The sequence below is a fragment of the Polymorphobacter sp. PAMC 29334 genome (genome assembly GCF_019431245.1).
Taxonomy (GTDB): Bacteria; Pseudomonadota; Alphaproteobacteria; order Sphingomonadales; family Sphingomonadaceae; genus Polymorphobacter_B; species Polymorphobacter_B megasporae.
Map to the genome: position 1 here is coordinate 42,023 of NZ_CP080245.1, position 24,905 is coordinate 66,927.

Here is a 24,905-nt window from a genome sequence, read left to right on the forward strand (position 1 = left end):
CGGTCGCGTGGGTTGTCGCGGCGGTACCATGGTATCGTCAGAGGCGCGTGTGGAAGTCGCAGGTGGCGATGTTCCAGAGAATGCGTGAGCTGACGACGGTCGAAACCGCGATCCACGAAACGCTTCAGGAAGCCCTGGCGGACTTTGACGTCGTTGCTAAGGTTCCGGTTATCGCGCTGGGCGGGCCGCTTGATTTCAAACGCATCGACGAGTGGATTTGGTCGCCGCTGCTTTTTGCTATAATTATTGACAGAAGCTCGGCCGCCATTCTCGGCGCCATCCAGCTGATCGACGCTCACGACGAGCACGTTGCCCAAGCCGAAGCCCTCCGCGTCAAACCGCTCGCTGCGAACGGTCATCTGGTCTTTGTTGTCGGATCGGCGACGGTCCCTGACGTCGGCAGTATTCGCCGACGGCTCGGTCCGCCGATTACCCGGCGCGCGGCGGAACTTGCCGCGCCGGGAGGGCCGTGGGCATGACTGATCTTCACAGTGTGGGTTCGATCATCGCAAGGTCGATGCTCAACTTGCTGCAGCCGGTCATTGTTATCGCTGTCGTTGTGCTGGTCATCCTCGTAGTCGTCCGGATAGCGAGTAATTCGCACGACCACCTTCGTATCGAGCGCAAGCGGCTGCTCACACCCACCGAGGTCCGGTTCTGGCGGCTGCTGGTCGCCGCCGTGCCCGACCATGCCGTGTTCAGCCAGGTCGCGATGGGCGCGATGCTCAAGCCGGTCTCGGGCCTGTCGCGCAGCGACTGGTGGTCGAACTACGGTCGCTATTCGCAGAAGGTCGTCGATTTTGTCGTGGTCGACCCGCAGACCGGCGAGGTCGTCGCCGTAGTCGAGCTCGACGACCGGTCGCACAACGTGGACAAGGACGCCGCGCGCGACGCGCTGATGGCGTGCGGCGGCTATGACGTCGTTCGGATCTCGGTCAACGACCGGTTCGATGCGCGGTCGCTTCGGGCGCGGCTGTTCGGGGACGTCACGTCCAATGTTCGGGCCATCGGCCCGGCGCGGCTTGCCCGGTGATGCGGGGAAGGTCCCTCGCGCTGGTCGTCGCTGCGTTGACGGCGTTCGGTGGCGGCATGGCTCTTGGGCAGACGGCGCACGACGACGGCAAGGCGTTCGGTGCGCTGCTGCGGCCGCGCGCGGCGTCGTCGGCGAAGACGACACCCACCCCGGCGACTGTCCCGGGCTACACGGCCGCGGCCCCGCCTGAGATGAGTTACTACACGTCGCCGTCGACCCTTGCGCCGGCGGCCGCCGCAGCTGCGCCGGGTACTACCGGCTACCAGGTTGTCACCTCGTCGGTCACCAATCGCCCGAAGTTCGCCAAGGTCGACCTCGACGCGACTGTGGCACGCGGCAAGACAGTCGCCGCCGATCCGATGAAGTACGTCTCGGGTTTCGGCGTCTCGGGGACGGAGGGGGCGTGCGTACCGCTGCCGCCGAGTGTTCCGTCCGGCGCGACGTATGAAGCAACTTGCAACGCCGGTTATACCGTCACCGCGTCGGTCGATCATCTGTGCGCGATCCCGGTCACGCCGCAGTTCAAGACCGATAACCGCTACGAGTGCACCGACGGCGACTATAAGCACAACAAGACCGACGACTGCGCGCTGCCGGGGTTTTCGTCGTGCAGCATCATCGGCACGCGTCCGGGCAAGTGCCTGCAGGGCGTTCCGGGCAACTGTACCGAGCCCGGCGATCCGATCGAACGGCTGTCGTGTCCGGTTCTCGTGCCGGGCGGCAAGCTCCTCGGCACCAGCTCGGTCTATACCGGGTCGATCACCGACACCTCGGCGTGCGCGAGCTGGGCCGGTGATGGCACGTGCAAGGCGGCACCCGACATCTGCACCGACAGCACGCCGGTTACCCGCGTTGTCAACGGGGTCGCGGTCACGCAGCCGTGCTGGGCGTTCAGCCGGACCTACACCTGCGGTGGCGGGCTCTCGTCGTCGCCGAGTAGCGACTGCAGCAATCTCGAGGCGCTCGAGTGCACCTTCGTCCGCGAGGACTGCCTGTCGCCGCCGGGCTTGCCGTGCACGACGACCGACCGGGTCTACAAATGCCCGGTGCCGCCGGGTCCGGCCGATAAGACCCAGGCGATCTGCAATGGCGACGTCTATTGCCTCGACGGCAAGTGCGACACGATCGTCCGCACCCCAAATGCCGACTTCGGCAACGCCGTCGTCGCGCTCAACGCGGCGAGCCAGGCGGGCAAGGAGTTCGACCCCAACAGCCTGAGCCTGTTCAAGGGCTCGCGTGAGACCTGCCAGAAGGCAATTTTTGGGCTGATCAACTGTTGTGTGCCACGCGGGCTGCCGCTGCTCGGCGGGTGCAACGCGGCCGACCAAACGCTCAAGACAAAGCAGGACAAGGGCCTGTGCAGCCTCGTCGGCAGCTACTGCGCCAAGCATACCTTGTTCGGCATCTGCCTCCAGAAGAAGGAGGCGCACTGCTGCTACCTGTCGAAGATCAGCCGCATCCTCCAGGAGCAGGGCCGTCCACAGATCGGCAAGCCCTACGGCGATCCCGCGAAGGAAACCTGCCCCGGGTTTACGCTTGCCGAGTTCCAGCAGCTCGATCTGTCGAAGATGGATTTTCGCGAGGTCTACGCCGAGTTCACCGACGCAGCGAAGCTGCCCGATGAGATGGCCACGACGACGGCGCTCCAGACCAAGATCACCGACTATTTTGCAACACACCATCCATGAAGGGGGCGGACAATACATGGCCGACGTGGCGTTCAATGACAGCGCGGGGATGACGATCATGGAGATCGGCATGGCGATGCTGCTTATGCGGGCTGGAACAGCGGAGCTTGATGACTTCGCCGCCGAGTTCGCACGTCGGTTCCGCGTGCCGGTCGAACCGTTCGACCTGCGTCCCTGTTACAACCGGATGATCGAGCGGGGCTGGCTCGAGCCGCACCCGACGGAAGCGCCGCGGGTCCTCGTTACCTTGGCCGGCGAGCAGGTGACCTACGCCGCCTTCAGCGGCTTCATCCGGCTCGTCGACCCCACGGGTCAGTATTTCAAGGCGTCGATGGTCTTCGCGCTGACGACGCGCCGACATGAGGAGGATGATGATGATTGACCGTGTTGGAGCTGGCCGCAGCCGGTTGCGCGTGGCGCTGATCGCTGCGGCGCTCGCGATGTTGGCGTCGGGTCCGGCGATGGCGCAGTCGGTGGCTGTGTCGACGGCGCCGGCGGCAACGACCGGCGGGCTGATCGAGGAGCCAACCGGCGGCAGCGATTTCTACTGCGCGGAGCGCAAGCTCGGGACGTGGTTCTACTGCACCAAGCCCAAGCCGAAGGTCGCCGAGGCCGTTCCAGCAGCGCCGGCGGCCCCGTCCGAGACCGCGGCGCAACGCCTCGAGAAGGTCACCGCCGAGTTGCGTGAGTTGAAGGCGAAGGCGATCCTCGAGCCGTCGACCGAGAATATCACGGCGTTCATCCAGTTTCAGCGGCAGCAGCTCGACCGCGCCAGCATGTTCTCCGACGTCTGGCAGCGCGCGGTGTGGCAGAACCCTGACCTCGACTACACCCTCCAGCGCCCGGTCGGCACCGTCGCCAAGGCGCAGTGGCTGTCGACGCGGAAGGCCGACGAGGACCGCTCGCTCAATCGCCTCGGCGAGCGCTATGGCATCTTCTACTTTTTCGCCCAGTCATGCGGCGCGTGCAATGTGTTCTCGCCGATCCTGAAGTCGGTTGCCGACAGTCACGGGCTGCACGTCATGGCGATCTCGACCGACGGTGGTCCGTCGGACGTGTTCACCCGTTACTCGGTCGATAGCGGCCAGCGCGAGCGCATGGGACTGACCTCCAAAGCCACGCCGGCGGTGGTCTTGTTCGACACTGTCACGCACCGTGCGGTGCCGATCGGCTACGGCGTCATCGCCGCCGACGAGCTGATGGACCGGATCTACACCCTCACCCAGACGAAGCCCGGCAGTGATTATTAAGCCTGCCCATCTTCCGTGGCGGCAAGCGCCACGTCTGACCGAGCTCTTGGCTCGGCCCGTACCGTTCTGGAAGCAGATGCTGTTCGGTATTCCGGCAGCACTGATCGCGTTCGCCATCGTGCTCGCTGTGCTCGACCACAATGCGCCGAAGACTTGTGAAACGGCGGTGTCGGTCAGCGCCGACGGCACAATCAGCCGAGGCCCGATGGTGCTCGGCAGACTCACGAAACGCGGCGACATCGAGTGGAGCCACGACCCGAAGGTCGTTGCCGCTGAAGAATCCTTGGAGAGAGTACAATGGCGACTTCCCCTCGTTGGTTCATGATCGCGCTCGCGGCGCTGCCGGGGATGGCGGTGAGGGGCCTCGTCGCGCTCTATATGGCGCTGTGCCCGATCTGTAACCTTGCACGCTTGCTGATTTGGCTGCGTACCAAGATCAGCCCTTCGTCGCTCCCGCGCCTCGTCGCGCGTGCCGCGGGTCATGCCGCGCCGGTGCTGCTCATGTTCGCCGTCGCCAACCTCGTGCTGTACCCGCTGGCGACGACGGCGGCACGCGCCGACGTCGCCGGCGCGATGGACGGCTACTTCAACGACATGGGCGCGGCGGCCAACGTCACCGGACCGAGCGCGTACCAGGGCCAGGAAGCAGGCTATTACTCGGGAGGCAACGTCTGGACGCGTTTCCCGCAGAAGAACGTCAGCCTCGCCAACATCCAGCTGCCGAAGGTCACCGCCGGTTGCGGCGGCATCGACGTGTTCGCCGGGTCGTTCTCGTTCATCAACTCGGCGCAGATGATCTCGCTGCTGAAGTCGATCGCCAACAACTCGCTCGGGTTCGCCTTCAAGCTGGCGATCGATACCGTCTGCCCTGAGTGCTCGAAGGTCATGGAGGAAATCAGCCAGAAGCTTCAGCTGATGAACAACCTTCAGATCAACAGCTGTCAGGCGGCGGCTGCGCTGGTCGGCTCGGTCTGGCCGAAGTCCGAGACTGCGGATCGCGAGATCTGCCAGCAGTTCGGCAACTCGAGCGGCAAGTTTTCGGACATGGCCGCGTCGATGGCCGGCTGCGGTAATGGTGGCAGTCGCAAGCCGACACTGGCGGCAGCGGCTGCCGACCCAAACATGAAAGACGTCGCCGCGATGAGCGTGCCGATCAACTTCACCTGGCACATGATGGAGAAGTCCGACTTCTTCGCACCCGGCGGCACGATGGACACGAGTCTGGCGCAATACGTCATGACGATGGTCGGGACGATCATCTACGTGCCGCCGGGCGACGACGATCCCGGTGTTTACAACACGATCGCGGGTGACGTCTCGTCGACCCTGGTGACGGCGCTGCTCGACGGCACCGACACGACCGGCGCGATCAAGGTGTGGACCTGCGACACGCCGGATCCGTGTGTGGCACCGACGCTGCAGCCGATCGCGTTCGCGGCGAACAAGGCGATCCGCTTTCGGGTTAAGACACTGATCGAGGACATGGCGTCGAAGATGCAGACCGACACGGCGTTGACCGCGCCCGAGATCGCCTTGCTGCAGGTGGCGTCGTTGCCACTTTACAAGATTCTTGCCGTGCAGGCGGCGGCGGGGCGCGGGGCGTCGATCGGCAGTGACTCGGATACGCTGGCCGAGATCACCTCGATCGACCTGCTCACGTCGGTTCTCGACCAGCTGATGTCCGAGATCGGCAAGACCCGTTCGTCGTTGTCGGCGGCCGACGGGGTCAAGGCGGAAGCGTGGCAGACAAATTTCGTCGCGACGCGGACCGCGCTCGCGCAGCGGCAGGCGAACACCCAGGCCAAGGTCTCGGCGCTGATGCAGATCATCCAGAAGACCGCGTTCCTCGAGTCGACGTTGGCGGCGCAGATGACGCCGGCGATGTCGGCCTCGGTCGACTGGTCACGTCAGGTCGGCGCGCACGGGATCGTCAACTAATCATACGGACGGGCTGAGCAGGACGCGGGAGAGGGACGGAGACGATGGCCACAGTCGAAGTGTTCACGGTCGGCGGCGGCGAGTACATCGGCAACGTCTTCAATGCCGTCGCGGCATGGACCGGGGAGGGTGGCTATAAGAGCCTCCTCCAGGTCGTCCTCGTCATGGGCTTCACGATGTCGTGCCTCGTGCTGGCGTTCAACAGCGACTGGCGCGCGTGGATCAACTGGTTCCTCCAGGGGACGTTGATGTACATGTGCCTGATGGTGCCGAGGGTCGATGTCCAGGTCATCGACCGGATCAACCCGAGCCTTGCGCCGTCGTATGTCGGCAACGTCCCGCTCGGTCTCGGCCTCGTCGCCAGCTTCACCAGCCAGGTCGGCGACTACCTCACCCGCGAGGCTGAGGTTGTTTTCGGCATGCCCGACGACATGCGTTACGCCAACAATGGCATGGTCTACGGCGCGCGGCTGATCGAGGCGTCGCAGGGCATGCGGCTGAACAACCCCGAGTTCGCCACCAACCTCGACGAGCATATTCGCAACTGCGTGTTCTATGATGTGCTGCTCGGCCACAAGTCGATGTCGGCGCTCGCCAACAACGGCGATGTCTGGGGCTTCATGGGTCCCGGCAGTCCGGCACGGGCGCAGAAGTATATCACCGACACCGGCGGCGCAACGACGACCGAGATCATCACCTGCAGGGTCGCTTATCAGCGGTTATCCGATGCATGGTCCGAGGCGCAGTCGCGCGCCGCGTCGGGCCTCGGTCACAACCTCTTCAAGGGCACCGACGCGATCGTCAGTGCCAAGCTCTACGCCGATCTCGGCAGCGCCTACAGCTATCTCACCGGCGTGTCGCAGGACGGTGCGGCGACGATGAAGCAGACGCTGCTGTTGAACGCGTTCAACCAGTCGATGCACACGATGTCTTCGACCGGTGGCGGGAGCGCGGTTGACGTCTATGCCCAGACCCGGGCCGACATCCAGACCAAGAACACCTACACGTCGATTGGCGCGGCGGCTGAGAAGTGGGTGCCGTTGTTGCAGATCGTTTTGACAGTGATTTTCTATGCGCTGTTCCCGGTGCTTTTTCCGTTGTTTTTGCTGCCCTCCGGGGGCGTGACTGCGCTCAAGGGTTACATCACCGGATTCTTCTATCTCGCCGCGTGGGGACCCTTGTTCGCGATCCTTCACATGATGCTGATGTTCAAGGGGGTCCACGATCTCAGTGGTGCTGCTGGCATGCCCGAGCACGGCAACATGCCGACCTTGATCAGTGCCAACTCGATCTCCGATGCGGCCGCCGACATCGGCTTGCTGGCGGGCTACATGATGGCGAGCATCCCCTTCCTTGCCGGCGGCATCGCGCGTGGAGCGATGGCGATCTCGAGCAACGCCACGAGCTTCTTGCAGCCGTCGCAGAACGCTGCGGAAGTCGCGGCCAATGAGGCGTCGACCGGCAACATCTCGCTGGGTAACTCGAGCTTCGACAACCAGAATATGAACAATCGTCAGGCGAACAACTGGAGCGACGCCGCATCGTACACCTCGGGCGCGTCGGCGTTCAACACTCGAGGATCTGATGGCTTTATGTCGCATAGCTATCCTGACGCCGAGGTCGGGGATGCCAGCGGCGCGATTTCACGGCTCGCTGTCTCTCCGAGCCTGACACAGGATTACCAGTCGTCCCTGACCAAGAGCGCGAGCGAGGCGAAGGCGAGGTCGGAGACCCTGTCGAACACCGCCGCGTCATCGGTGTCATCGGCCAACACACAGGCGGCCGAGTTTCGCAACGCCGTGTCTGGCGGCACGACCCTCGACCATAGCCTCGGCAGCGACGACCGCAGCACCGTTGGCGAGACCTACAGCCAGATCGATAACGCCGCGACGGCGCTGCAGAACCGCTACGGCTTCGACCGGCAGAAGGCGGTATCGGTTGCTACCGAGAAGATGATGAGCGGCCGGATCAGCTCGAGCACGCTTGGCTTGGGCGGAGGAGGCGGCGGCGGAGGCGGCGGCGGAGGCGGCGGCGGTCGCGGCGGATCGTTCCCGATCAGTGCCGGCGCCGAGACGGGGATCTCCAAGCGCGTGACCGACAGCGGTCATCTCCAGGGGACCGACAGCCTGAGCGAAGCCCAGGACTTCATGAGCTCGTATGCGCGGTCGCACAGCTGGGGCAATCAGAAGGACTCGTTCGACCGGGTGACGCAGGGCTCGTCGAACAGCACGATCGCGTCGAAGGCGAGCAGCGTCAGTGCGGCCTACACCCGCGCGAACTCGGCGAGCGAAGAGGCGAGGACGTCTTACGAACAGTCGCGGCGGTTCGAGGAGGCGGCGTCGCTGCGGGACAGCAGCGGCGTGTCGGTCGGCGAGAACCTTAGCCAGCGGTTCGTCGAATACGTTCACGGCGAGCAGCGCAAGCTCGCTGCCGGCGGCGTCGCCTCGACGTGGAACCCGACACGCGGCCTCGCCAAGACCCCCGATCAGCAGAACGAACAGGCGTTCTATGAGAAGGGGTTTATTTCGTCCGAGCGTGAGCGGATCTCTGCCGGCGTCGAGCCGAGCCTTTCCGCGCCTACCGCCGCCGGGCTCAGCCGTCCGTCAGCCAACACGCAGACCAAGGTTCACGCGGTTGCTGAGGGCGGGATCGCGGCGCTTCAGGCACGTGGGCTGCCGTTCGATGCCAGCGTGCCGACTCCCGAGACTGTTCGCGAGGGGCGCAACGCCGTCGGCTCGACGCTGCAGTACGAGGCGAACCGCGTCGGCGGCGCCGTCAACGATCGTGCGACCGAGTTCAACCGGGTCAAGAAGAGCATCTCGCCGAACCCACAGGAGACGCTTGATCGGGTTGCTGGACCTCAGCCTACAATCGGTGAAGCACTTCGAGACGGAGCATGGGAGGCTTTCGCTCCGAGCTTTCTAAAGAAATAAGTGGTACGCGAAAGAGTAGCCGAAGACCGCTATGAATACGAACACCAGCGCTAATACGCCTCCCCAGAACCACCGGTCAGGAATGCCGCGATCGAGAAGGAACGCATCGAGGTTCTTGGTTTCGATGGCGTGGCTGAGCTGGCGCAGTCCCTCGAAGCCTTCGACCGCCACGGGGCGAGCGCGATCAGCTTCGAGCCGCGCGACCTGCTCGCGGAGCGCTTCGACTTCGTGGCGCAGTGTGTCATCACTCATCGGTCTGCCTAACCAGAACAATTGTAGTACACTTATACCACGACGGATGGTAAAGTTCCAGCCTCATCCCGCCGGACTTTCTGTCATCGCCGCTCCACCTCTTCCCGCGCCCTACGCGCTTAATCTCGGCCGTATCGAGTTGGTTGCCGTTGACCATTCCCGCAACGTCAACCGGCGCTATTCGGTCGAAGCCAGCGAGGATCTGTTCGGTGCTTTGATTGTGGAAACAGCATGGGGCCGTATCGGCGGTTGGACGGCGGGGAAGCGGGTGTCGTTTACCGACAGGGCAGGAGCCGATCGCGTCGTCGCTGGCCATCTACGACGTCGTGCGACGGCCGCCAGGCGCATCGGTGTCGCCTACACGCCGGTTCTGCTGTGAGGCATCTTCTCGGCGTCGCTGTGTGCCTTGCGCTCGCGGCGCCGGCATCGGCGTGGGGAGATCGGGGTCATCGTGCTATTGCCGATATCGCGTGGACCCAGCTGACCCCGGTCGCGCGTCACCAGGTTGCCGAATTGCTCGCTGTAGTACCGGCGCTGGCGACGCCGGCGTGTCCGGTAGGATCGTTCGAGGACGGCGCGACATGGGCGGATTGCGTTCGGTCGACCTATCACGACCGGTTCGGCGCGACATCGACGTGGCATTATATCGATGTTTCGGTCTGCCGTCCGTTCGCACTTCCGGCCGATCCCGACGGGCGTTTTATCGTCGAGCGGTATCGCCGGGAGCTTGCGGTGCTGCGCGATCGAGGTCGTACCGTGGAGGAGCGCCTCGAAGCGCTCCTCTGGGTCGAGCATCTCGTCGGCGACCTGCATCAACCGCTTCACGTCGGCGACGCCGGCGACCGCGGTGGCAACGAGGTCAGGGGCTATCCGCAGTCGGGGCGCTACCCACTCAACCTCCACGCCGAATGGGATCGGGTCCTGGTTGATGAAGCCGTTCATGCTACGTCCGGTGGCGTGCCGGACTCGCCGCCGCCGCGCGAGCCGGCGATGGCGGATCTCGCGAACAATCTCCGGCGACGTGGGCGCGGGAGAGTTGGGAGATCGCCCGGAGCGCGGCTTATGGGCGTTCGGGGCTGGTTGAGCATTGCGGCGGCGACAACCACTCGGTCGACGTCGGTGACGGCTATCTGCAGATGGCGGGGCCGATCGCGGCGGTGCAGCTCGAACGCGCCGGCGTGAGGCTGGCCGCGGTTCTCAACGACGTGCTGAGATAAGCGAGATAACATGGGCATAGCTGACCGAGACTATATGTACGATCGCACGAGGGCAGCGGATCGTCCGTCGCGTGTCATGCAATCCGAGATTCGGAGACCGCAGAGACGTGCTATTGCCGTTTCGGTCTTGGTCGCGCTGCTCTCCATCGCGGTGCCGCTTATCAACCAATACGGCATTCCGTCATTTGCTGGGCCATCGGGGCCGATCCTGAGTTTCCCGTCATCTGGCGATGTGTTCATCACCGCGAGTGCCGATCTGCGGCGTGGTCAGTCACGATTCCGGGTTGCCGTCCCTGCCGCCGATCGGCGTAATTATGTCGTGCTGCTCACTGCGGCCGACACGGGCGAACGGATCATGGCGATCTATTGCCGCTCTGGTGATGATGTCGTGGTGCCGGTCCCGATCGGCCGATATCGTGTTCTCGCCGCCAGTGGCCTCGACTGGTACGGACTGCACGATTTGTTTGGGCGATCGACGCACGTCGAGGAGGTCATCCCAGAAATGGTCGCGACAGTCCTGAATGGACCGGGAATCGTATTTAGGCGGCGGCCCGACGGCAATTTGCCGACGCAAACTATGCCGAAGTCGCATTTCTTTGGTTGAACGGAAAAGTCGTAACTTTCATTCACTATGATAAGCCTCGCGACTGTGGCTTAAAAGAGACTTAGTTCGGCTGCGTTCAGGCTACGGCTACCAAACGCGACATAGTGGCGCGCCATTGTGTCGAGCCCCGTTTGGAATTTTCTATGTCGAATGATCGTCCGTCGCTACATTTGATCGAGTGTAAATGTGCAACCTGTGGTTATGTCGCCATGGTCGAAAGATATTGGATCGAGCGATCGGGTTCGCCACATTGTCCCGTGGGGCATGCTCCGATCTGGTGTGACGATCCCGCGCTGATTGTCGGGCCGGTGCCACATCGGTGATGCCGTGTTCTCATCACTGACGTCCAGACCCGGGATACAGTCCTCTTTCAACAAAGCTCGTCAAAGAGCTTGGGAGCCAGGCAGAGACGATAGGTGGCGCGAGAGCAAGCCACGTAGAGCAGATTGATGAGCTGATCGGTCTCTTCAGTCTTGGTCGCGTCCTTAGCCCGTCGCGCCATCAGTTCGCGCGGGGTATCGAAGTCGTCGAGGACGAACACCGTTCGAAACTCCCGTCCTTTCACCTTGTGAGCGGTCGATACGGTGATCTGCGCGTCACGCTCGTTGTCCAGGTGCAGGCCGGCAAGCCTCTGCAATAACGACGGCAGCGCCGCCCCGTGCTTTTCGACGATGTCGCGTAACCGTCGCGCGTCGACGTCGCCGCGCTCGGCTGCGTCGTTGAACTGCCCCCACGATGTAAACCGGGCGACCTCAGCGTCGGTCACTTGGGCGAGATGGTTTTGACGCAGCGCGTAGGCTGACGAAAGCTGCCGCTCGAGTCCGGTAAATCCGCCGAGGAGGTGGAATGGCCGATCGATCAGCGACAGGCCCTCGAACAGCCGCGCGTTGGTCCGTGCGAGGATTGCGGTGCCGGCGCCGGCGCTCGCAGCGCCACCGTAGCGGATGATCTCGTTTTCGATAGCGGGATTGCCGTGCAACAGTCTCCGCGGCGGTCGCGAGTGATGTTTCAGGATGCGAATGCACAGCGTCGCGATCTTCGGGCCGAAGCGCCAGCTGTGCGTCAGCGGCAACTCGTCGGCCGGGAATTGCTGCATCGCATCGACCGCACCCCTGAAGCGGTAGATCGACTGATAGGTGTCGCCGACCACAACCGTGGGCAACGCCGCCTTGCGCGCCACGGAGATCAGTACCGGATTCAGATCCTGAGCCTCGTCGAGGAGGAGATAGGCAAAATCGCCTTCGATCCGGTGCCAAAGCTCGAACGCCTTGAGGTAGGTGTCGTGGGTGATGGGCAAGTCGTGTCGGTCGAACCTGAGAAGCTTGACGGCGATCGCCTTGACCATGTGCCTGATCGCGGATCGCTGCTTGATATCCGCCAGTTGGCAGTGATCGGCGCGCAGCTTGCTTCCGGCATCGATCAGGAAGCTGTCGAGTGTGCTCAGGATTGCGGCGCGGACCTGGCCGTAAGTCATTCCGTCGACCGGGCGGATAAACTCGTCGTAGGGCCGTAGGTGCTCGAACCGGAACTTTTTGATCGGATCGCCGCGCTTGCCGATCTGCAGGGCGCGGTGCGCAAAGCTATGGGCGGTTCGCGTCTCGATCGAGCTTGGGAACTTGCGGCTTGCTTCGTCCGCGATTGATCGATTGAACGCGAGGTAAAGGCCTTTCGCGGGCCAGCGCCTGGCATATTCGACGAGGGTCGAGGTTTTGCCACACCCGGCACCGGCAGCAACCTTGACGATGCCCTGCGGTGGGTGGGCGAGGATCTCCATCTGCTCGGGCGTTGGTGTCATGATGTCTCGCCGCCGGGTGAGGCGTAGTTTGTTGGCGACCTGCAGGTCGGTCAGGGCATCTGGTTACATGACAAGGGCCGGTCGGGCGAACTGATCGAACGACGCGGGGTCGAAAGGTTCGGTGATGGTCTCGGTTTGCCGCTCGGTCGTTCGTGGACCAGGCAAAGGCATGCCCGGCCCCCATGAACAGTGATCGACACCGGCGGTGGCTATAAGAACGGCTCGCGCCGCTTGTCAAAATTCATCTAAAATGAGACTCGGTTCACTTATTTGAGACTGGTCTCAAGGTAAATGAACTAAAACTGATGATAACCCCTTGCAATGCATCGCTATTTTCCGAAAATCAAATCCTGTCACACAGGCCGACACCGGATGAGTTTACCACCGCAGTGTCTCAAGGATTGTCGAGTGGCTTAGCCGCTTCAAAGACGTAGCGTAAGAGTCGGCCGCTTCGGCGGTGCCGGCGTCTCCACCGGCCTCGCCACCGGCTCTTTGCAGGCGCGGTGTACCGGGCGGCAGCGCTCGAGCGCTGCCGCGAACTTGGCGGCGGTGGCGTGAGTGAACAAATATTTGATGTTGGGGTCGTCGCCACCGTCGACCGGTATCCACGCTAGGTTCCCAGCGCTGTCTCGGTTGATCGCCTCGTGGCACACGTGGCATCGCCCTTCGTGCACATAGAACGCTGCAGTGAGGATCTCGCGCAGGCGGAGCTTGGCAGTGGCCGAGAGCGTCATTCTTTCTGTGATTACTCCTGTAAGCTCACGACAGGCGCGTCGAGCCCGCCGGTATGTAGTCGGCACGCTCGGGAGATGACTGACTGGCTTCGAGGCCAACGACGTCCACCAGCTTTCGTACGCTGCAGCAAGAAAGTACGCGCGGGAGTATTGTGAAAATTCACATGCAACCGTCGCGAATCAGCGAGGCTGTAGGCACGGGCGCGAGTGTCGCAATAGGCGCGTTCGTTACAAGGCCAGTCCGCGCGGTGCCCACCATTGAGGTTGCAGCGACTAATGCGCTGATAATGCGTGTGAACACTTCATGCGCCCCTGCCGTGGATAGGTGTCGAAAGTGGACCCTCAGCTAAATGGTGCCGAGTCATTGTAGGGGAACACAGAATCGAGAATCTCAGGGTTTCGATCGGCGCCGACCGGGACCCCCTTGATCTTCATAATACCGAGCCTTTCCAGTGACTTTTCTGCCAAAAGACGGTTCCCGTTTCGACGCCAATCTACAGTTCTTGCGAGAGAGTGGCAGCGGAGCAACTTAACGAACGTGTAGGCAAGGCCTAATCGACCTTAAAGAGCCCTCAGCTCAAATATCGACGCAACAAAAAGTCCAAGCTATAAACGTCCGCAACGACGGTTTGGAACGATGGCGACATCCATTGCCGGCGATTAACAGGGGGAAAGCTGGCATGCGCAACCTCTCGAGCTGGGCAATCAAGAACCCGACCTTTCCGATTGTCCTGTTCCTCGTCCTGTCATTCCTCGGCGTCGTTAGCTTCAGCCGGATGGCTGTCAACGCACTGCCCGACCTCAGCTTTCCGCTCGTGTCGGTCAACGTCAGCCAGCCCGGGGCCGCCCCGACCGAGATGGAAAAGCAGATCACGCAGAAGATCGAGGGTGCAGTCGCCTCGGTCAGCGGTGTCGAGCACATCACCTCCTACGCCGTCGAAGGCGTGTCGGGGACCAATATCGAGTTCGCCATCGGCACCCCGACCGACCGCGCGACCAACGACGTCCGCGACGCCGTCGCCAAGATCAGGTCCGACCTGCCCGACGGCATCCTTGAGCCGGTCGTCTCGCGCATCGACAATTTTGGCCCGCCGTACGGCACGTGGTCGGTGACCACGACCGATATGACGCTCGAGCAGCTTAGCTGGTTCGTCGACAACGTTGTGACCAAGCGGCTGCTTGGCATTCCCGGTGTCAGCGCGGTCAACCGCTTGGGTGGGGTCAACCGCGAAATCAATGTCGATCTCGATCCGGTGAAGCTGCAGGCATACGGCGTCACCGCAGCACAGATCAACAACACGCTGCGCGCCCTCAACATCGACGCGACCGGCGGTCGCACCGAGATCGCAGGGGCCGAGCAGGCGGTGCGCGTCCTTGGCGGCGCGCAGTCGGCGGCGTCGCTGGGCAACACCCAGATCTCGATCTCGGCAAACCGCACGGTCCGCCTTGGCGATGTCGCGACGGTCAGCGATGGCAGCGCCGAACAGCGGATCATGACGCGTAACAACGGCCGCGAGACGACGCTGTTCACCATCCAGAAGGCGCGCGGCGCTTCCGAAGTCCAGACGATGGATCGGATCGAGGCCGAACTGAAGAAGATCGCGGCCGAAAACCCGAAGGCGCATATCGAGTTGATCGACGATCAGGTCAAGCATACTCGCGAAGACTATCGGGCGTCGATCCGGTCGCTGTTCGAAGGTGCATTTCTTGCTGTCGTCGTCGTCTTCTTCTTCTTGCGCGACTGGCGGGCGACGCTAATCTCGGCAATCGCGATTCCACTGTCGTGCATCCCGGCGTTCTTCTTCATGGACGCGCTCGGCTTCACGCTGAACAATATCAGCCTGCTGGCGCTCAGCCTCGTCGCTGGCATCCTCGTCGACGATGCCATCGTCGAGATCGAGAACATCGTCCGCCACATGCGGATGGGCAAGACGCCGTGGCGCGCCGCGATGGACGCGGCTGACGAGATCGGCCTTGCTGTCGTCGCGACGACCTTCGCGATCGTCGCGGTGTTTCTCCCCGTTGCGCTTATGCCAGGGATTTCGGGTCAGTATTTCAAGCAGTTCGGCCTGACGGTGGTCATCGCCGTACTGATGAGCCTGCTCGTGGCGCGGCTGATCACGCCGCTGTGCGCCGCCTATTTCCTCAAGCCGCACGGCGAGCAGCCGCAGGGGCAGGGGCCGGTTATGCAGCGGTACATCGCCTTCCTGCGCTGGTCGATCCGCCGCCGCTGGTGGACAGTCGGCGGCGGCGTAGCGGCGTTTGCTCTGACGATCTTTCTCGGGATGCAGCTGCCGGTCGAGTTCGCCCCGGCGGAGGACACCGGCCAGTCGAGCGTCAGCATCGAACTAGCCCCCGGCGTCCGCCTGGCCGACGTCAAGCGCGTCTCGGCGCAGGCGAGCGCAATGCTCCGCGCCCGTCCCGAGGTCGCGCAGGTGCTGGAGACGATCGGCGGCGACGAGGAGGTTCGCTTCGCCACACTCCAGGTAACCCTCGTGCCGCTTGCCAAGCGGACACTGTCGACGGTCGACTTCGAACGCGACATGGCCCCGGCGTTACGCCAGCTGCCCGACGCGCGGGTCAACTTCCAGTCGCAGACCGGCGGCTACGGCGGCTATGATATCAACGTCGTCCTCGTCGGCGACGACCCGTTGGCGCTGCACCGCGCCGCCACTGCAATCGTCGCCGGCATGAAGCGCCTGCCGTCGTTGCGTGACGCGCACATCGACGCCGACCTGCAACGGCCCGAGATCGTCATCAAGCCGCATTTCGACATAGCGGCGCAAATGGGCGTGTCGGTTCAGGCGCTCAGCCAGACGATCCGTATCGCGACGATTGGCGACGTACCGCAGAATCTCGCCAAGTTCTCGCTGTCGGACCGTCAGATCCCGATCCGGGTCCAGCTGCGCAACAGCGCGCGCAGCGACCTCGACACGATCCGCAACCTGCCGGTGCCGACGTCGGTGGAGCAGCTGACCGGGCCGTCGGTGCCGTTGAAGGTCCTCGCCGATATCGATTTCGGCGCCGGCGCGGTCAAAATCCGCCGCTACAACCAGGGCCGCCGCATCGCGCTGGTCGCCAGCCTTGCACCGGGGGCCAAGAGTGGCACCGCCCAGTCGGCGATCCACGCGCTGCCCGAATTCACGGCGATGCCGGCAGGGGTAAAGCAGGTTGCGGTCGGCGAGGACGAGTGGATCGGCGAGCTGGTCCTCAACTTCGTCTATGCGCTGGTCGCAGGCGTGCTTCTGGTGTTCGCCGTGCTGGTCCTACTTTACCGCCGCATCCTGCCGCCATTCGTCAACATGGCGTCGCTGTTTCTCGCGCCGCTCGGCGCGATCATCGCGCTGATGATCACGGGCTTTGCGCTTTCGATGCCGGTGTTCATCGGGCTGCTGATGCTGCTCGGCGTCGTCGCCAAGAACTCGATCCTGCTGATCGACTTTGCCATCGAGGAGATGCGGATGGGGATCGACCGGGTCGAGGCGATCCTCGACGCGGGGCGCAAGCGCGCCCAGCCGATTGTCATGACCTCGGTCGCGATGGTTGCAGGCATGATGCCGGTCGCGCTGTCGATCGGCACCGACGGCTCGTTCCGCCAGCCGATGGGCGTCGCCGTGATCGGCGGCATCACGTTGTCGACGGTGTTGACGCTGATCATCGTGCCCGCGGCCTTCACCATTGCCGACGATATCGAGAAGTGGATCAGCCAGCGCATCGGCGGCGCGTTTAATAGCGCGGAGGCGGGGCCATCGATTGCCGAACCTGCGGAGTGATGAGGGCATGCGACTCTAGCTTCGGTCCATTGCAGAGCCCATCTGCCATCAGCGCGACGTCGTTGCTGAACGGGGATCGCCAGCTATCGGTCGGGGAAACAGACAGGCCGCCTGCGCCCAATATATGCCGTGCAGCGCAACCGTTGCGCTTGCCCAAAGCGGAAATAGGGAAAGTTAATTTATCGTGCGCCGAGGTTGACATAACGAGTGAGGCAAAATGCGAAGGCTATTAAAAAAGTGCCTGATCTTCGCACTTTTTGCACTTACGCTTCCTGGGTCTCTGACCGCTGATCCATTGCCTTCCGCCAAGCATGCCATGACGATAGACGACGTGCTCGGAATGGAGCATCTCGATCAAGTTACGGTCTCGTCTGATGGCGAGTGGGTTTCTGCTTCTGTGCAGCGACCCGCCAAGGCCGGCGAAGTCTTTGGCCGCACTGCTTATGAGATTGATCCTTCGCGCAACGACGTCTGGGTAATTTCTCGTCGGACGCACGAGCGCCGGAACATCACTCAAGGTGCACCTGAGGCCGCAGGTTTCTGGTGCGCGAGCTGGTCTCCAGACGGCCGTCGACTGGCGATGCTCTCGACCCGACCAGAAAACAGCGAGCCGCGTGGCGGGGACAATGTGCGGCTTTATCTCTGGGAGCGCGACACCGACAAGCTCACCCGCCTCGGCGATGTCGCGATGATCACGCAGACCCGCTATGGCGGCGCTATCCACCGGCTCGATCTGAGGGGAGGCGCTGATCACAGCACCGTGCCGCACTCATGTGCAGGTGAAGGCGAAAATGCGCCGTTTTTATGGCTCGATAATAACCGTCTGCTCGCGGCAACCTTGCCTGACGGGCAGATATCGGGATTGATCGACGAGGCGTCGCGCCCTTTTCGGATCGACGCCCGTGACGCCCGGCGCCTGCGCGACGGCGTCACACCGACCGGCGAGGCGATGGGCAGCGGAGCCGCACGAACACTCCCGCCCGCAGAGGGCACCGCGGTCATTCAGATTGTAGATGTCAAGACCCGTCAGTGGCATCTTGTAACCTCGGTGCCATCCTACCCTTTCCGCGGTGACCTCAGCCTATCTGTGTCTCCGGATGGTCGACAGTTAGCCGTGCTCACTCCCGTTGCGGCGTTTCCTCAGGCTGCAGGCCGACGCCCTCCTCACGCGGATTATGATGACTGGTTGGTCGAGAAGCGCCTCGGGGTCACCGATCTTCGTCCCGGAGCGACGATGCACTGGATTGGGTTACCCGCCGCCACGCCTTACCCGCTCGAACTCTATGGCTGGTCGCCAGATAGCAAACGTCTCGCGTTGCGTGCTCGCCGGGACGCCTTCGAGAATAAGCCGGTCCTGCTTGTCGCCAGCGCCGCAACCAGCCGGGCGACGCAGATTGGCACGGTCGTTCTCGATCAGGAAGCCGCCGGCACCAACTCACGTCATGAGCCGCAGCTGATCTGGATCGACAACCAACGCATGCTGGCCCGTTTGCATGCTCCTGCCGATGAGCGACTAGACTGGTGGAGGATCGGCGGTGATGGAACCGTCGCAAACCTGAGCGCGACGTGGAAATTTGCGCCCTCCGCGCTTCGGCGCCTGTCCGGCGGCCGATTTGTCACTATCGCCGGCCAGACCCTCATTACTTTTGATCCTCGCAGCGGGCGCTCGTCCATCATGGCCGATCTCGGAGCCGATGGAGGCGCGTTCATCGGAGCTGGGGATCCGGCATCCAGCCCGACTTCGCTATTTGTCGGGACGACTGATGCAGAGGAAAACCAAGTCATTCGTGTTGTTATATCGTCGGGACCGGGGCCGGCCGCAATCACGCTTCCGGCCACGGCAACACCTCTCCTTGTCGTGCAAGGCCGCGTGCTCTGGCAGGACGGAGGCGAAACCGGCACTTTCCTAAACGAAAGCGATCCCGCCACGGGAGAGACGCACAAGCTGCTTTCGCTCAACACTTCCTTCGCGTCGATTGCTTGGGGGAAAAATGTCTTTTTTGATTATCGCACGATGGACGGTCAGGCGGTCAAGGGAGCCGCGATCCTACCTCCCGACTATCAGCCCGGTCGCCGCTATCCAACGCTGGTTTGGGTATATGAGGGCTACTGGGTCCACCAGCATGGCGACTATTTCCTCGATCCGCAGATGCCCGGCATCTACAACCTGCAGCTGTACGCAGCGAAGGGTTATGTGGTCCTCCTGCCGTCCATGCCGCTGCCGACCGTGCGCAAGGATGTCTATGCGGCGGTTACCCACGGCGTAATGCCAGCGATAGACAAGCTAGCCGAGATGGGCATCGCCGATCCCGATCGTCTCGGTGTCTTTGGTCAAAGCTATGGAGGCTATAGTGTCTATGCGCTGCTCTCTCAAAGCGGGCGCTTCAAGGCAGGCGTCGCTTTGGCCGGCATCACGGATCTTGCAGGATATGTCGACCAGTTCGACCCGTTAGCCCGCGGCTATCCAGATATTGCGCATGAGAAGAGCTCGAACTGGGTCATCGCCGATCAATTCGGGCTTCATGTTTTACCAACAAGTGACCGCGAGACCTACGAGCGAAATTCTCCCCTAACCCATCTCGACCAGGTCCACACGCCTCTTCTCATGATCCACGGTACAGATGACGGTCGCGGTGCCGTGACCCAAGCGGAGCAGTTCTTTCACGGCCTCTATATGCAAGGTAAAACGGCGCGCCTCGTGCGCTACAACGGCGAAGGCCATAGCCTTGCGCAATCTCCCGCCAACGTTCGAGACATTCTGCGGGAGACGTTGATGTGGTTCGACCGGTACGTGATGGGGCACGGATACGACAGATTCTGAGACCATCAGGTTTCGCGCTGAACCGCTACAACTGGGTCGGCGCTGTCGGCCGCTATTCTGGCGGTTACTAGGCCTCGTGGACTGTAGATAGGCGCGGAAGCTGGATCCCACCAATTCGAGGCAAGCTATTGCAACTGCGGACTGTTCTTCCAGCGGAGGGGGTCCCGATCGGCGGCGATCGGGACCCCTGTTGATAGCGATATACGGCCTAACTGCAACGGGTTACGTAGTGAAACAGCGGGGTCCCCGCTTCCGCGCCTATCTACAGTCATGACGTCCCTAACACCTCCACCTTGGCTTGCGCTCGGCCAATGATGATATTCCACAACGGCCCTCTGCATCAGCCAAGCCTTAATCTCACGTTGGCTCGCATCCGTGTGAAAGAAATACCTAAAGCTAGAATGGCGGCGGAGGCGCGGGCATCATGCGGCATTCGCTTGCATCCGCCTCCTTTATATATCGTCGCCAGCGCTCTTTAGCTTTCCGAATAGCGGCCTGGAGCGGCACCTGACCTTGCAAGGTCAATGACGGATCCATTCTTCCAGAGCGGAAAAAAGTGAGTGTGAAGTGCCCCGATTTTTCCAAAGCGTTTATGCAAGACGGGGCGTTGGCTCGGTCCGCAAAGAAAGGGTCATCGAAGCTATTGGGCGCAGGGGGCTGGTTTGGTGGGTAGCTGCCGGAGAAAGTGGCTGAAAGGCCGACCCCATTACCGCAGTTGAGGTGTATCGCCCCAGTCTCAAACCTCTGACCCTGTGGCTCGCGTAAATCTAGATGCGCATATCCAATTCGGGGGTTTCCGGCTGCGTTTGCCGCGAAGCCGGCGAATGTCAGTTTAATCGGCTTGACCGCAACGACAGCGTCTTGTGCGCGGACATCGCCGTCAGGAACCTCATATTCCAGATCGAAGGCGGAAGACCGATCGAACATGTACATAGTGAGACTGAACCCACCACCAATGTTGATCTGGCTACCCCCGCAATACGGAGTGATTGCTAAAGCTGTTCCGCTAGGCAGCAGGAATGCGAAAGCCAACGCCAAGGCTGGTCTTCGCCTTCCCATCTGTCGTCTCGACCGCGGTCTAACCACAGTCACGGGCGCGCCTGTTTGAGCCGATTGAGAAACCTGAGCATGTCATTGAAGGCGTCGAACGAAGCCTCGCAATTCCCGTTGGGCGTTCCGCCGATCGACATGTAGCCTTTGAGGCTCAAACTGTAGCTGAGGTTTGACAGCGCGTTGCCCCGCCCGACGTTAACAAGTCCGTGGCCTGCGTCGGGATAGACGTGGATCTCCACGTGGCCGCTTTCCCCGAGGGCTTCCATTCGACGCCGGATGTGTTCTGCGCTGACGTTTGAGGGCCAGATATCATCCGAGCCGCCGGCCAAGACCAGAAATGGCACCTTGATCCGTTCGTAGGGGATGCCGTTCGCAGCCTCGACAGCCGGGTCGTTCCATATTGGCAGAAGGTCGGACGAGCCTCGATAACCAGGCGGCGTTTTGATAGCCTCATTGATCTTCGCAAGGTCGATCTTGGCCGGGAACGGCTGGAGGGGACGTCCGCCAACGCTCCAGGCCGGGTCGCCCGGCGAGGTACCCGGTCCGAGCGCGCCCCCGATAAGGTGCGAGGGGACCTCAGCAATTACTCCTGAAAATGCTTCGGGGAAGAACGCCGCCGCGAGTTGCGCCGCCTCAGACCCACGGGAGATGCCCATGACCGCCGCCCTTGCGGTACCGGACCTGCGGGCAAGCCAGACCGTACCTTCTTGGATGTGTTCCAGCGGACGATTCAACAAGGCCTTCGGAAGGTCCTTGTAGTTGTAGATCGCCAGCGCGAGGGCTGGGTGGCCGTTGCTTGCGAGAAGAGCCGCCGTTGAAGAAGCGACACCTCCGCCCGAGCCAGTAAGCACAACCACGGGCTCGCCGATGGGAGTACCTGCGGCAGGCGGGTAGTACAGGCCCCGCCAGCCAGAAGGTCCGGAAACCTCCTGCCCGTCCGTGCCTATGGCGAAACCGCGCCCAATTGTGGCGGAGCCGATTTCCTTGCCGTCAATCGCAGCCCTTACGGTTATCGGCGAGCGAGTCATGGGCGATATGATTGACATCTCTTGATTGGGCTGAGCGAAAAATGAGGCAACGAATTTCTCCGGGCTTTCACCTTCCTTAGGCAAAACAGAGCAGTACAGGCCGTGTGGGCTAACCCCGCGATAGGTGCCGCCGACTGATGGGGCTGTCGCTGAATTGACGATGCCGAGCCTGTCCGCTGTGAACACGGCCGAGGCTGTCCACGTATCGCCAGTCTCACCGATGCGGACGGCAGTGACCGTGACCTGGGCGCCTGGAGGGACGCCCCGCACGATCACGTCAAGAGGTGCGTTGGTTGACCCTTCCGCTGGTGACACCTCAAGCACTGGCGCAGGGGCCGATTGAGCCGACACAGCAAGCACGCTCAAACGAAAGGCGGCTATCAACCCGGCGGTGATCCCAGTCATATCGTTCCTCGGTCAACAAATCATACTGGGTGTAGCCCAATCAGGTGCCGCCGAAAATCTCCTCGGCTGTGATCGTTACGGCAGGGTCGCGAAGCACCAGGGGCTGGCCGGGCAGGTGCAGAACCGTTCGCCATTCGGTCGGCGAGATCCGCTCATAGGTCGTGAACGCGTTGCGCGATGGGTGGACGTAGACGATGGTGTCAACGCTGATGATGCGTTGGTACTCGTCCAGCTTGACGCCGTAGTCAGTCGACTCTGTCGACTGTGAGATGATCTCAAAAATCACCTTCGGGTGGTGAAGCGTCACTGGCTCGACCGCACGTGGACCGAGATCGCTGGGATCGCAGTAAATCGCCACGTCCGGAAGGCGGTAGGTGAACTCGCTGACCCCAAGCCCCATATCCGCAGCCAGCGCCTCGCATGGGCTGCCCTGAAGTCTCTCGTTTAACCGCCAGAGCAGATTGCCCATGATACGAACGTGCCGACGATTGGCGCGCGCCATCATGCGCGGGACACCGTCGACGAGCTCGTACTTCTCGCCGCGTCCGGAGTAGGCCGCGAAGAATTCGTCGATCGTGAGCCGTCGTGGCAAAGTCGCTGGTGAGGTCATGCCGCCATCTCCTGCGTGGATGATACCACATCGCCCTCTGCGCGTCCTCCCCTCCCGGCCGCTTCGGGACCGCTTAGCAGGCGGTAGACCGAGGCGCGGCCGATTTTGAGCTGCTTGGCGATCGCGGCCGGACCGATGCCCTCGCTATGCAATCGACGTACCTCGAGCGAGTCGATCGTCGGCAGTCGTCCCTTGCCGGCATATACACCCTTCGCCTTCGCCGCAGCGATGCCCTCGAGCTGGCGTTCCTTGCGCAGGTTCGTCTCGAATTCGGCAAAGACACCAAGCATGTCGAGGAACGCCTTGCCGGCCGCGGTCGAGGTGTCGATCGGTTGCGCGGTGGCGCGCAGCATGGCGCCCGTGGCGGCGACGGCGCGAACGATGTCCTGCAGGTCGCCGATCGATCGCGCGAGCCGATCTATCCGGGTGACGATCAGAGTATCCCCCGGGCGGAGGAAATCGAGCAGGATCGTCAGCTCGGTGCGGCCCTTGCGCGACGTCCCCGACTTCTTCTCGGTCCGGATGATCGCGCAGCCGGCCGCGGTCAGCGCTGCTTCCTGAACGGCGACGTCCTGGTCGGTCGTGCTGACGCGAGCATAGCCGTAGAGTGCCATTTTCGTCTTACCTGTCTCGCAACGGTCTTAGAAGATGGTAATCTAACGTCCCGCTGAGGGCGCGGCAACCGTTGTGAGACTACTGAGAGTGTCTCACGCGATCTGTCCCGCAACGGTATACCTTCGAGATTCATTGCTGTGGTCACCGATATCGTCGACGACGCAGTTTTGCTCGGTCGTCGATGACATCACCTGATCGTAGTTCGGTCCGAAGTCGCGTTGTAAGGTTCGGCAAACTTAGTTTAGTTACATACGAACAACCCCTGGAGTAAAACGTGAGCCTCAGAATCTTAAAAACGAACCTGGTTCATGAGTTGTTTGTAAGGACTGCCGATGAGAATTATATCACGGCTCGGTGGTGCGTAATCAATGATCTTAATACCGACTTCTTGTGGTTATCAGTCCATGCGCTAGAAAAATACCTAAAAAGCGTTCTGCTAGTAAATGGTAAGTCCTCAAAGTCTTATGGTCATGATATTGTGAAACTTTATGCAGAGGTCAAAACTCTTGCAGGTGACCTTTTACCCGATAAGTTAGAGAAACCTGTAAATCTTAATATTCATCATTGGTTTGAGCGAACACCTGACGAATTCATGGATCATCTCTTGCGGAACGGCAATGCCGATAATCGTTATCTTATCTATGGATACGTCATACATGACTCTGATCTCCACATGCTCGATCAAATGATCTTCGCAGTTCGTCGTCTTATTTGTCCGATCAACGATCGGATGTTTCCGCGTGATGATCCCGGTGCTCCGAAGGTGACGCATCGAGATATTCTCAAACGACAGCCGGAATATTATGGGAGTATGGGCATGCCGCTTGACACGCTTATTACGGAGAAAAAAAAGTCGGATCGTCGCGTTGCGGCACTTAACCTGAACATGGCTTTCGCGCCGTCGGATTTCCTGCACAAGTCCATGCAGGGAGGCAGTTCTTCTCGGAACCCAGTTATTATTCGTCGTATCCTGGATCCTTTAGCGAGCGATGATCGAGATTGGGCTGCTGAAGGTGTCGAACTGGCGGAGTGGTTTATGGCGAACGTACAGCTTCCGAGTGGATCAGTGGCGAGCCCGGGCGTGATCCAGCAAATCAATGCGGCGATTGATAAGGCTAAGATCAGGCATAACCTACAGTGAATCACTTGCTTTATC

19 protein-coding genes and 1 pseudogene are annotated in these 24,905 nt (G+C 61.8%); 14 read left to right on the top strand and 6 right to left on the bottom strand.

From position 1 onward, the window contains the following. Positions 1-62: 62 nt before the first annotated feature. The 8 genes from KZX46_RS21405 to KZX46_RS21440 all read left to right on the top strand — a co-directional run bounded on the left by KZX46_RS21405 (position 63) and on the right by KZX46_RS21440 (position 8,842). The gene (locus tag KZX46_RS21405) at positions 63-479 is read left to right on the top strand and encodes a hypothetical protein (RefSeq protein WP_219777319.1); all 417 of its coding nucleotides are present in this window, start codon (positions 63-65) and stop codon (positions 477-479) included. Further along, entirely contained in the window at positions 476-1,033 is a 558-nt protein-coding gene (locus tag KZX46_RS21410) for a DUF2726 domain-containing protein (protein WP_219777320.1), read from the top strand. The genes KZX46_RS21405 and KZX46_RS21410 overlap by 4 nt, the downstream gene beginning before the upstream one ends. Beyond that, positions 1,033-2,721 (top strand): conjugal transfer protein TraN, encoded by a 1,689-nt coding sequence (locus KZX46_RS21415; RefSeq protein ID WP_219777321.1) that lies wholly within the window; start codon positions 1,033-1,035, stop codon positions 2,719-2,721. Before KZX46_RS21410 ends, KZX46_RS21415 begins: the two co-directional genes overlap by 1 nt. A gap of 16 nt (positions 2,722-2,737) precedes the next feature. Next, the gene (locus KZX46_RS21420) at positions 2,738-3,103 is read left to right on the top strand and encodes a hypothetical protein (RefSeq protein WP_219777322.1); all 366 of its coding nucleotides are present in this window, start codon (positions 2,738-2,740) and stop codon (positions 3,101-3,103) included. Then, positions 3,096-3,971, top strand: coding sequence for a conjugal transfer protein TraF (gene traF / locus KZX46_RS21425; protein ID WP_226896341.1), 876 nt, complete (start codon positions 3,096-3,098; stop codon positions 3,969-3,971). Before KZX46_RS21420 ends, traF begins: the two co-directional genes overlap by 8 nt. Positions 3,972-4,047: 76 nt before the next feature. Then, positions 4,048-4,296, top strand: coding sequence for a hypothetical protein (locus tag KZX46_RS21430; RefSeq protein WP_219777323.1), 249 nt, complete (start codon positions 4,048-4,050; stop codon positions 4,294-4,296). A gap of 176 nt (positions 4,297-4,472) precedes the next feature. After that, positions 4,473-5,909 carry a conjugal transfer protein TraH gene (locus tag KZX46_RS21435; RefSeq protein WP_219777409.1) on the top strand — a complete coding sequence of 479 codons (1,437 nt, stop codon included), beginning with the start codon at positions 4,473-4,475 and terminating at the stop codon, positions 5,907-5,909. Between the two features lie 44 nt (positions 5,910-5,953). Continuing rightward, positions 5,954-8,842 (top strand): conjugal transfer protein TraG N-terminal domain-containing protein, encoded by a 2,889-nt coding sequence (locus KZX46_RS21440; RefSeq protein WP_219777324.1) that lies wholly within the window; start codon positions 5,954-5,956, stop codon positions 8,840-8,842. Here KZX46_RS21440 and KZX46_RS21445 read toward each other — a convergent pair. After that, on the bottom strand, positions 8,831-9,094 hold the full coding sequence (locus KZX46_RS21445) for a hypothetical protein (RefSeq protein WP_219777325.1): 264 nt from the start codon (positions 9,092-9,094) through the stop codon (positions 8,831-8,833). The genes KZX46_RS21440 and KZX46_RS21445 overlap by 12 nt on opposite strands. A gap of 46 nt (positions 9,095-9,140) precedes the next feature. Between KZX46_RS21445 and KZX46_RS21450 the strand changes: the two genes are divergently transcribed. From KZX46_RS21450 to KZX46_RS21460, 3 genes and pseudogenes are all read left to right on the top strand, one after another. Next, on the top strand, positions 9,141-9,473 hold the full coding sequence (locus KZX46_RS21450; protein ID WP_219777326.1) for a WGR domain-containing protein: 333 nt from the start codon (positions 9,141-9,143) through the stop codon (positions 9,471-9,473). A 20-nt stretch (positions 9,474-9,493) separates the two neighbouring features. Next, positions 9,494-10,311 (top strand): annotated as a pseudogene (locus KZX46_RS21455) (S1/P1 nuclease). Positions 10,312-10,438: 127 nt separating this feature from the next. After that, positions 10,439-10,915 carry a hypothetical protein gene (locus tag KZX46_RS21460; protein ID WP_219777328.1) on the top strand — a complete coding sequence of 159 codons (477 nt, stop codon included), beginning with the start codon at positions 10,439-10,441 and terminating at the stop codon, positions 10,913-10,915. Between the two features lie 370 nt (positions 10,916-11,285). Here the strand turns inward: KZX46_RS21460 and KZX46_RS21465 are convergent, their stop codons facing one another. Next, entirely contained in the window at positions 11,286-12,710 is a 1,425-nt protein-coding gene (locus KZX46_RS21465) for a UvrD-helicase domain-containing protein (protein ID WP_219777329.1), read from the bottom strand. Positions 12,711-13,132: 422 nt separating this feature from the next. Beyond that, positions 13,133-13,444, bottom strand: a complete 312-nt coding sequence (locus KZX46_RS21470) for a hypothetical protein (protein WP_219777330.1) — start codon at positions 13,442-13,444, stop codon at positions 13,133-13,135. Between the two features lie 680 nt (positions 13,445-14,124). Here KZX46_RS21470 and KZX46_RS21475 point away from each other — a divergent pair. Together KZX46_RS21475 and KZX46_RS21480 are read left to right on the top strand one after the other, a co-directional pair. Next, positions 14,125-17,217 carry an efflux RND transporter permease subunit gene (locus tag KZX46_RS21475; RefSeq protein ID WP_219777331.1) on the top strand — a complete coding sequence of 1,031 codons (3,093 nt, stop codon included), beginning with the start codon at positions 14,125-14,127 and terminating at the stop codon, positions 17,215-17,217. 316 nt (positions 17,218-17,533) lie between these two features. Then, positions 17,534-20,038 carry a prolyl oligopeptidase family serine peptidase gene (locus KZX46_RS21480; RefSeq protein ID WP_219777332.1) on the top strand — a complete coding sequence of 835 codons (2,505 nt, stop codon included), beginning with the start codon at positions 17,534-17,536 and terminating at the stop codon, positions 20,036-20,038. A gap of 1,088 nt (positions 20,039-21,126) precedes the next feature. On the opposite strand, the gene KZX46_RS21485 is transcribed toward KZX46_RS21480, so the two are convergent. The 3 genes from KZX46_RS21485 to KZX46_RS21495 are packed head-to-tail and all read right to left on the bottom strand — an operon-like array spanning position 21,127 to position 23,748. Further along, positions 21,127-22,524, bottom strand: a complete 1,398-nt coding sequence (locus tag KZX46_RS21485) for an acyl-CoA thioesterase/bile acid-CoA:amino acid N-acyltransferase family protein (RefSeq protein WP_219777333.1) — start codon at positions 22,522-22,524, stop codon at positions 21,127-21,129. A gap of 40 nt (positions 22,525-22,564) precedes the next feature. Next, positions 22,565-23,134 (bottom strand): Uma2 family endonuclease, encoded by a 570-nt coding sequence (locus tag KZX46_RS21490; protein ID WP_219777334.1) that lies wholly within the window; start codon positions 23,132-23,134, stop codon positions 22,565-22,567. Continuing rightward, positions 23,131-23,748, bottom strand: a complete 618-nt coding sequence (locus tag KZX46_RS21495) for a recombinase family protein (protein ID WP_219777335.1) — start codon at positions 23,746-23,748, stop codon at positions 23,131-23,133. The genes KZX46_RS21490 and KZX46_RS21495 overlap by 4 nt, the downstream gene beginning before the upstream one ends. Before the next feature lie 275 nt (positions 23,749-24,023). Between KZX46_RS21495 and KZX46_RS21500 the strand changes: the two genes are divergently transcribed. Continuing rightward, positions 24,024-24,890, top strand: coding sequence for a HEPN domain-containing protein (locus tag KZX46_RS21500; protein WP_219777336.1), 867 nt, complete (start codon positions 24,024-24,026; stop codon positions 24,888-24,890). Positions 24,891-24,905: the final 15 nt, after the last annotated feature.

What these genes read in the sequence shown, in the direction of transcription:
- KZX46_RS21485 (WP_219777333.1), bottom strand. Translation starts at nt 22,524, where the DNA reads ATGACTGGGATCACCGCCGGGTTGATAGCCGCCTTTCGTTTGAGCGTG.
- KZX46_RS21445 (WP_219777325.1), bottom strand. Translation starts at nt 9,094, where the DNA reads ATGAGTGATGACACACTGCGCCACGAAGTCGAAGCGCTCCGCGAGCAG.
- traF (WP_226896341.1), top strand. Translation starts at nt 3,096, where the DNA reads ATGATTGACCGTGTTGGAGCTGGCCGCAGCCGGTTGCGCGTGGCGCTG.
- KZX46_RS21475 (WP_219777331.1), top strand. Translation starts at nt 14,125, where the DNA reads ATGCGCAACCTCTCGAGCTGGGCAATCAAGAACCCGACCTTTCCGATT.
- KZX46_RS21490 (WP_219777334.1), bottom strand. Translation starts at nt 23,134, where the DNA reads ATGACCTCACCAGCGACTTTGCCACGACGGCTCACGATCGACGAATTC.
- KZX46_RS21410 (WP_219777320.1), top strand. Translation starts at nt 476, where the DNA reads ATGACTGATCTTCACAGTGTGGGTTCGATCATCGCAAGGTCGATGCTC.
- KZX46_RS21465 (WP_219777329.1), bottom strand. Translation starts at nt 12,710, where the DNA reads ATGACACCAACGCCCGAGCAGATGGAGATCCTCGCCCACCCACCGCAG.
- KZX46_RS21495 (WP_219777335.1), bottom strand. Translation starts at nt 23,748, where the DNA reads ATGGCACTCTACGGCTATGCTCGCGTCAGCACGACCGACCAGGACGTC.
- KZX46_RS21480 (WP_219777332.1), top strand. Translation starts at nt 17,534, where the DNA reads ATGACGATAGACGACGTGCTCGGAATGGAGCATCTCGATCAAGTTACG.
- KZX46_RS21470 (WP_219777330.1), bottom strand. Translation starts at nt 13,444, where the DNA reads ATGACGCTCTCGGCCACTGCCAAGCTCCGCCTGCGCGAGATCCTCACT.
- KZX46_RS21440 (WP_219777324.1), top strand. Translation starts at nt 5,954, where the DNA reads ATGGCCACAGTCGAAGTGTTCACGGTCGGCGGCGGCGAGTACATCGGC.
- KZX46_RS21415 (WP_219777321.1), top strand. Translation starts at nt 1,033, where the DNA reads ATGCGGGGAAGGTCCCTCGCGCTGGTCGTCGCTGCGTTGACGGCGTTC.
- KZX46_RS21450 (WP_219777326.1), top strand. Translation starts at nt 9,141, where the DNA reads ATGGTAAAGTTCCAGCCTCATCCCGCCGGACTTTCTGTCATCGCCGCT.
- KZX46_RS21420 (WP_219777322.1), top strand. Translation starts at nt 2,738, where the DNA reads ATGGCCGACGTGGCGTTCAATGACAGCGCGGGGATGACGATCATGGAG.
- KZX46_RS21435 (WP_219777409.1), top strand. Translation starts at nt 4,473, where the DNA reads ATGTTCGCCGTCGCCAACCTCGTGCTGTACCCGCTGGCGACGACGGCG.
- KZX46_RS21430 (WP_219777323.1), top strand. Translation starts at nt 4,048, where the DNA reads ATGCTGTTCGGTATTCCGGCAGCACTGATCGCGTTCGCCATCGTGCTC.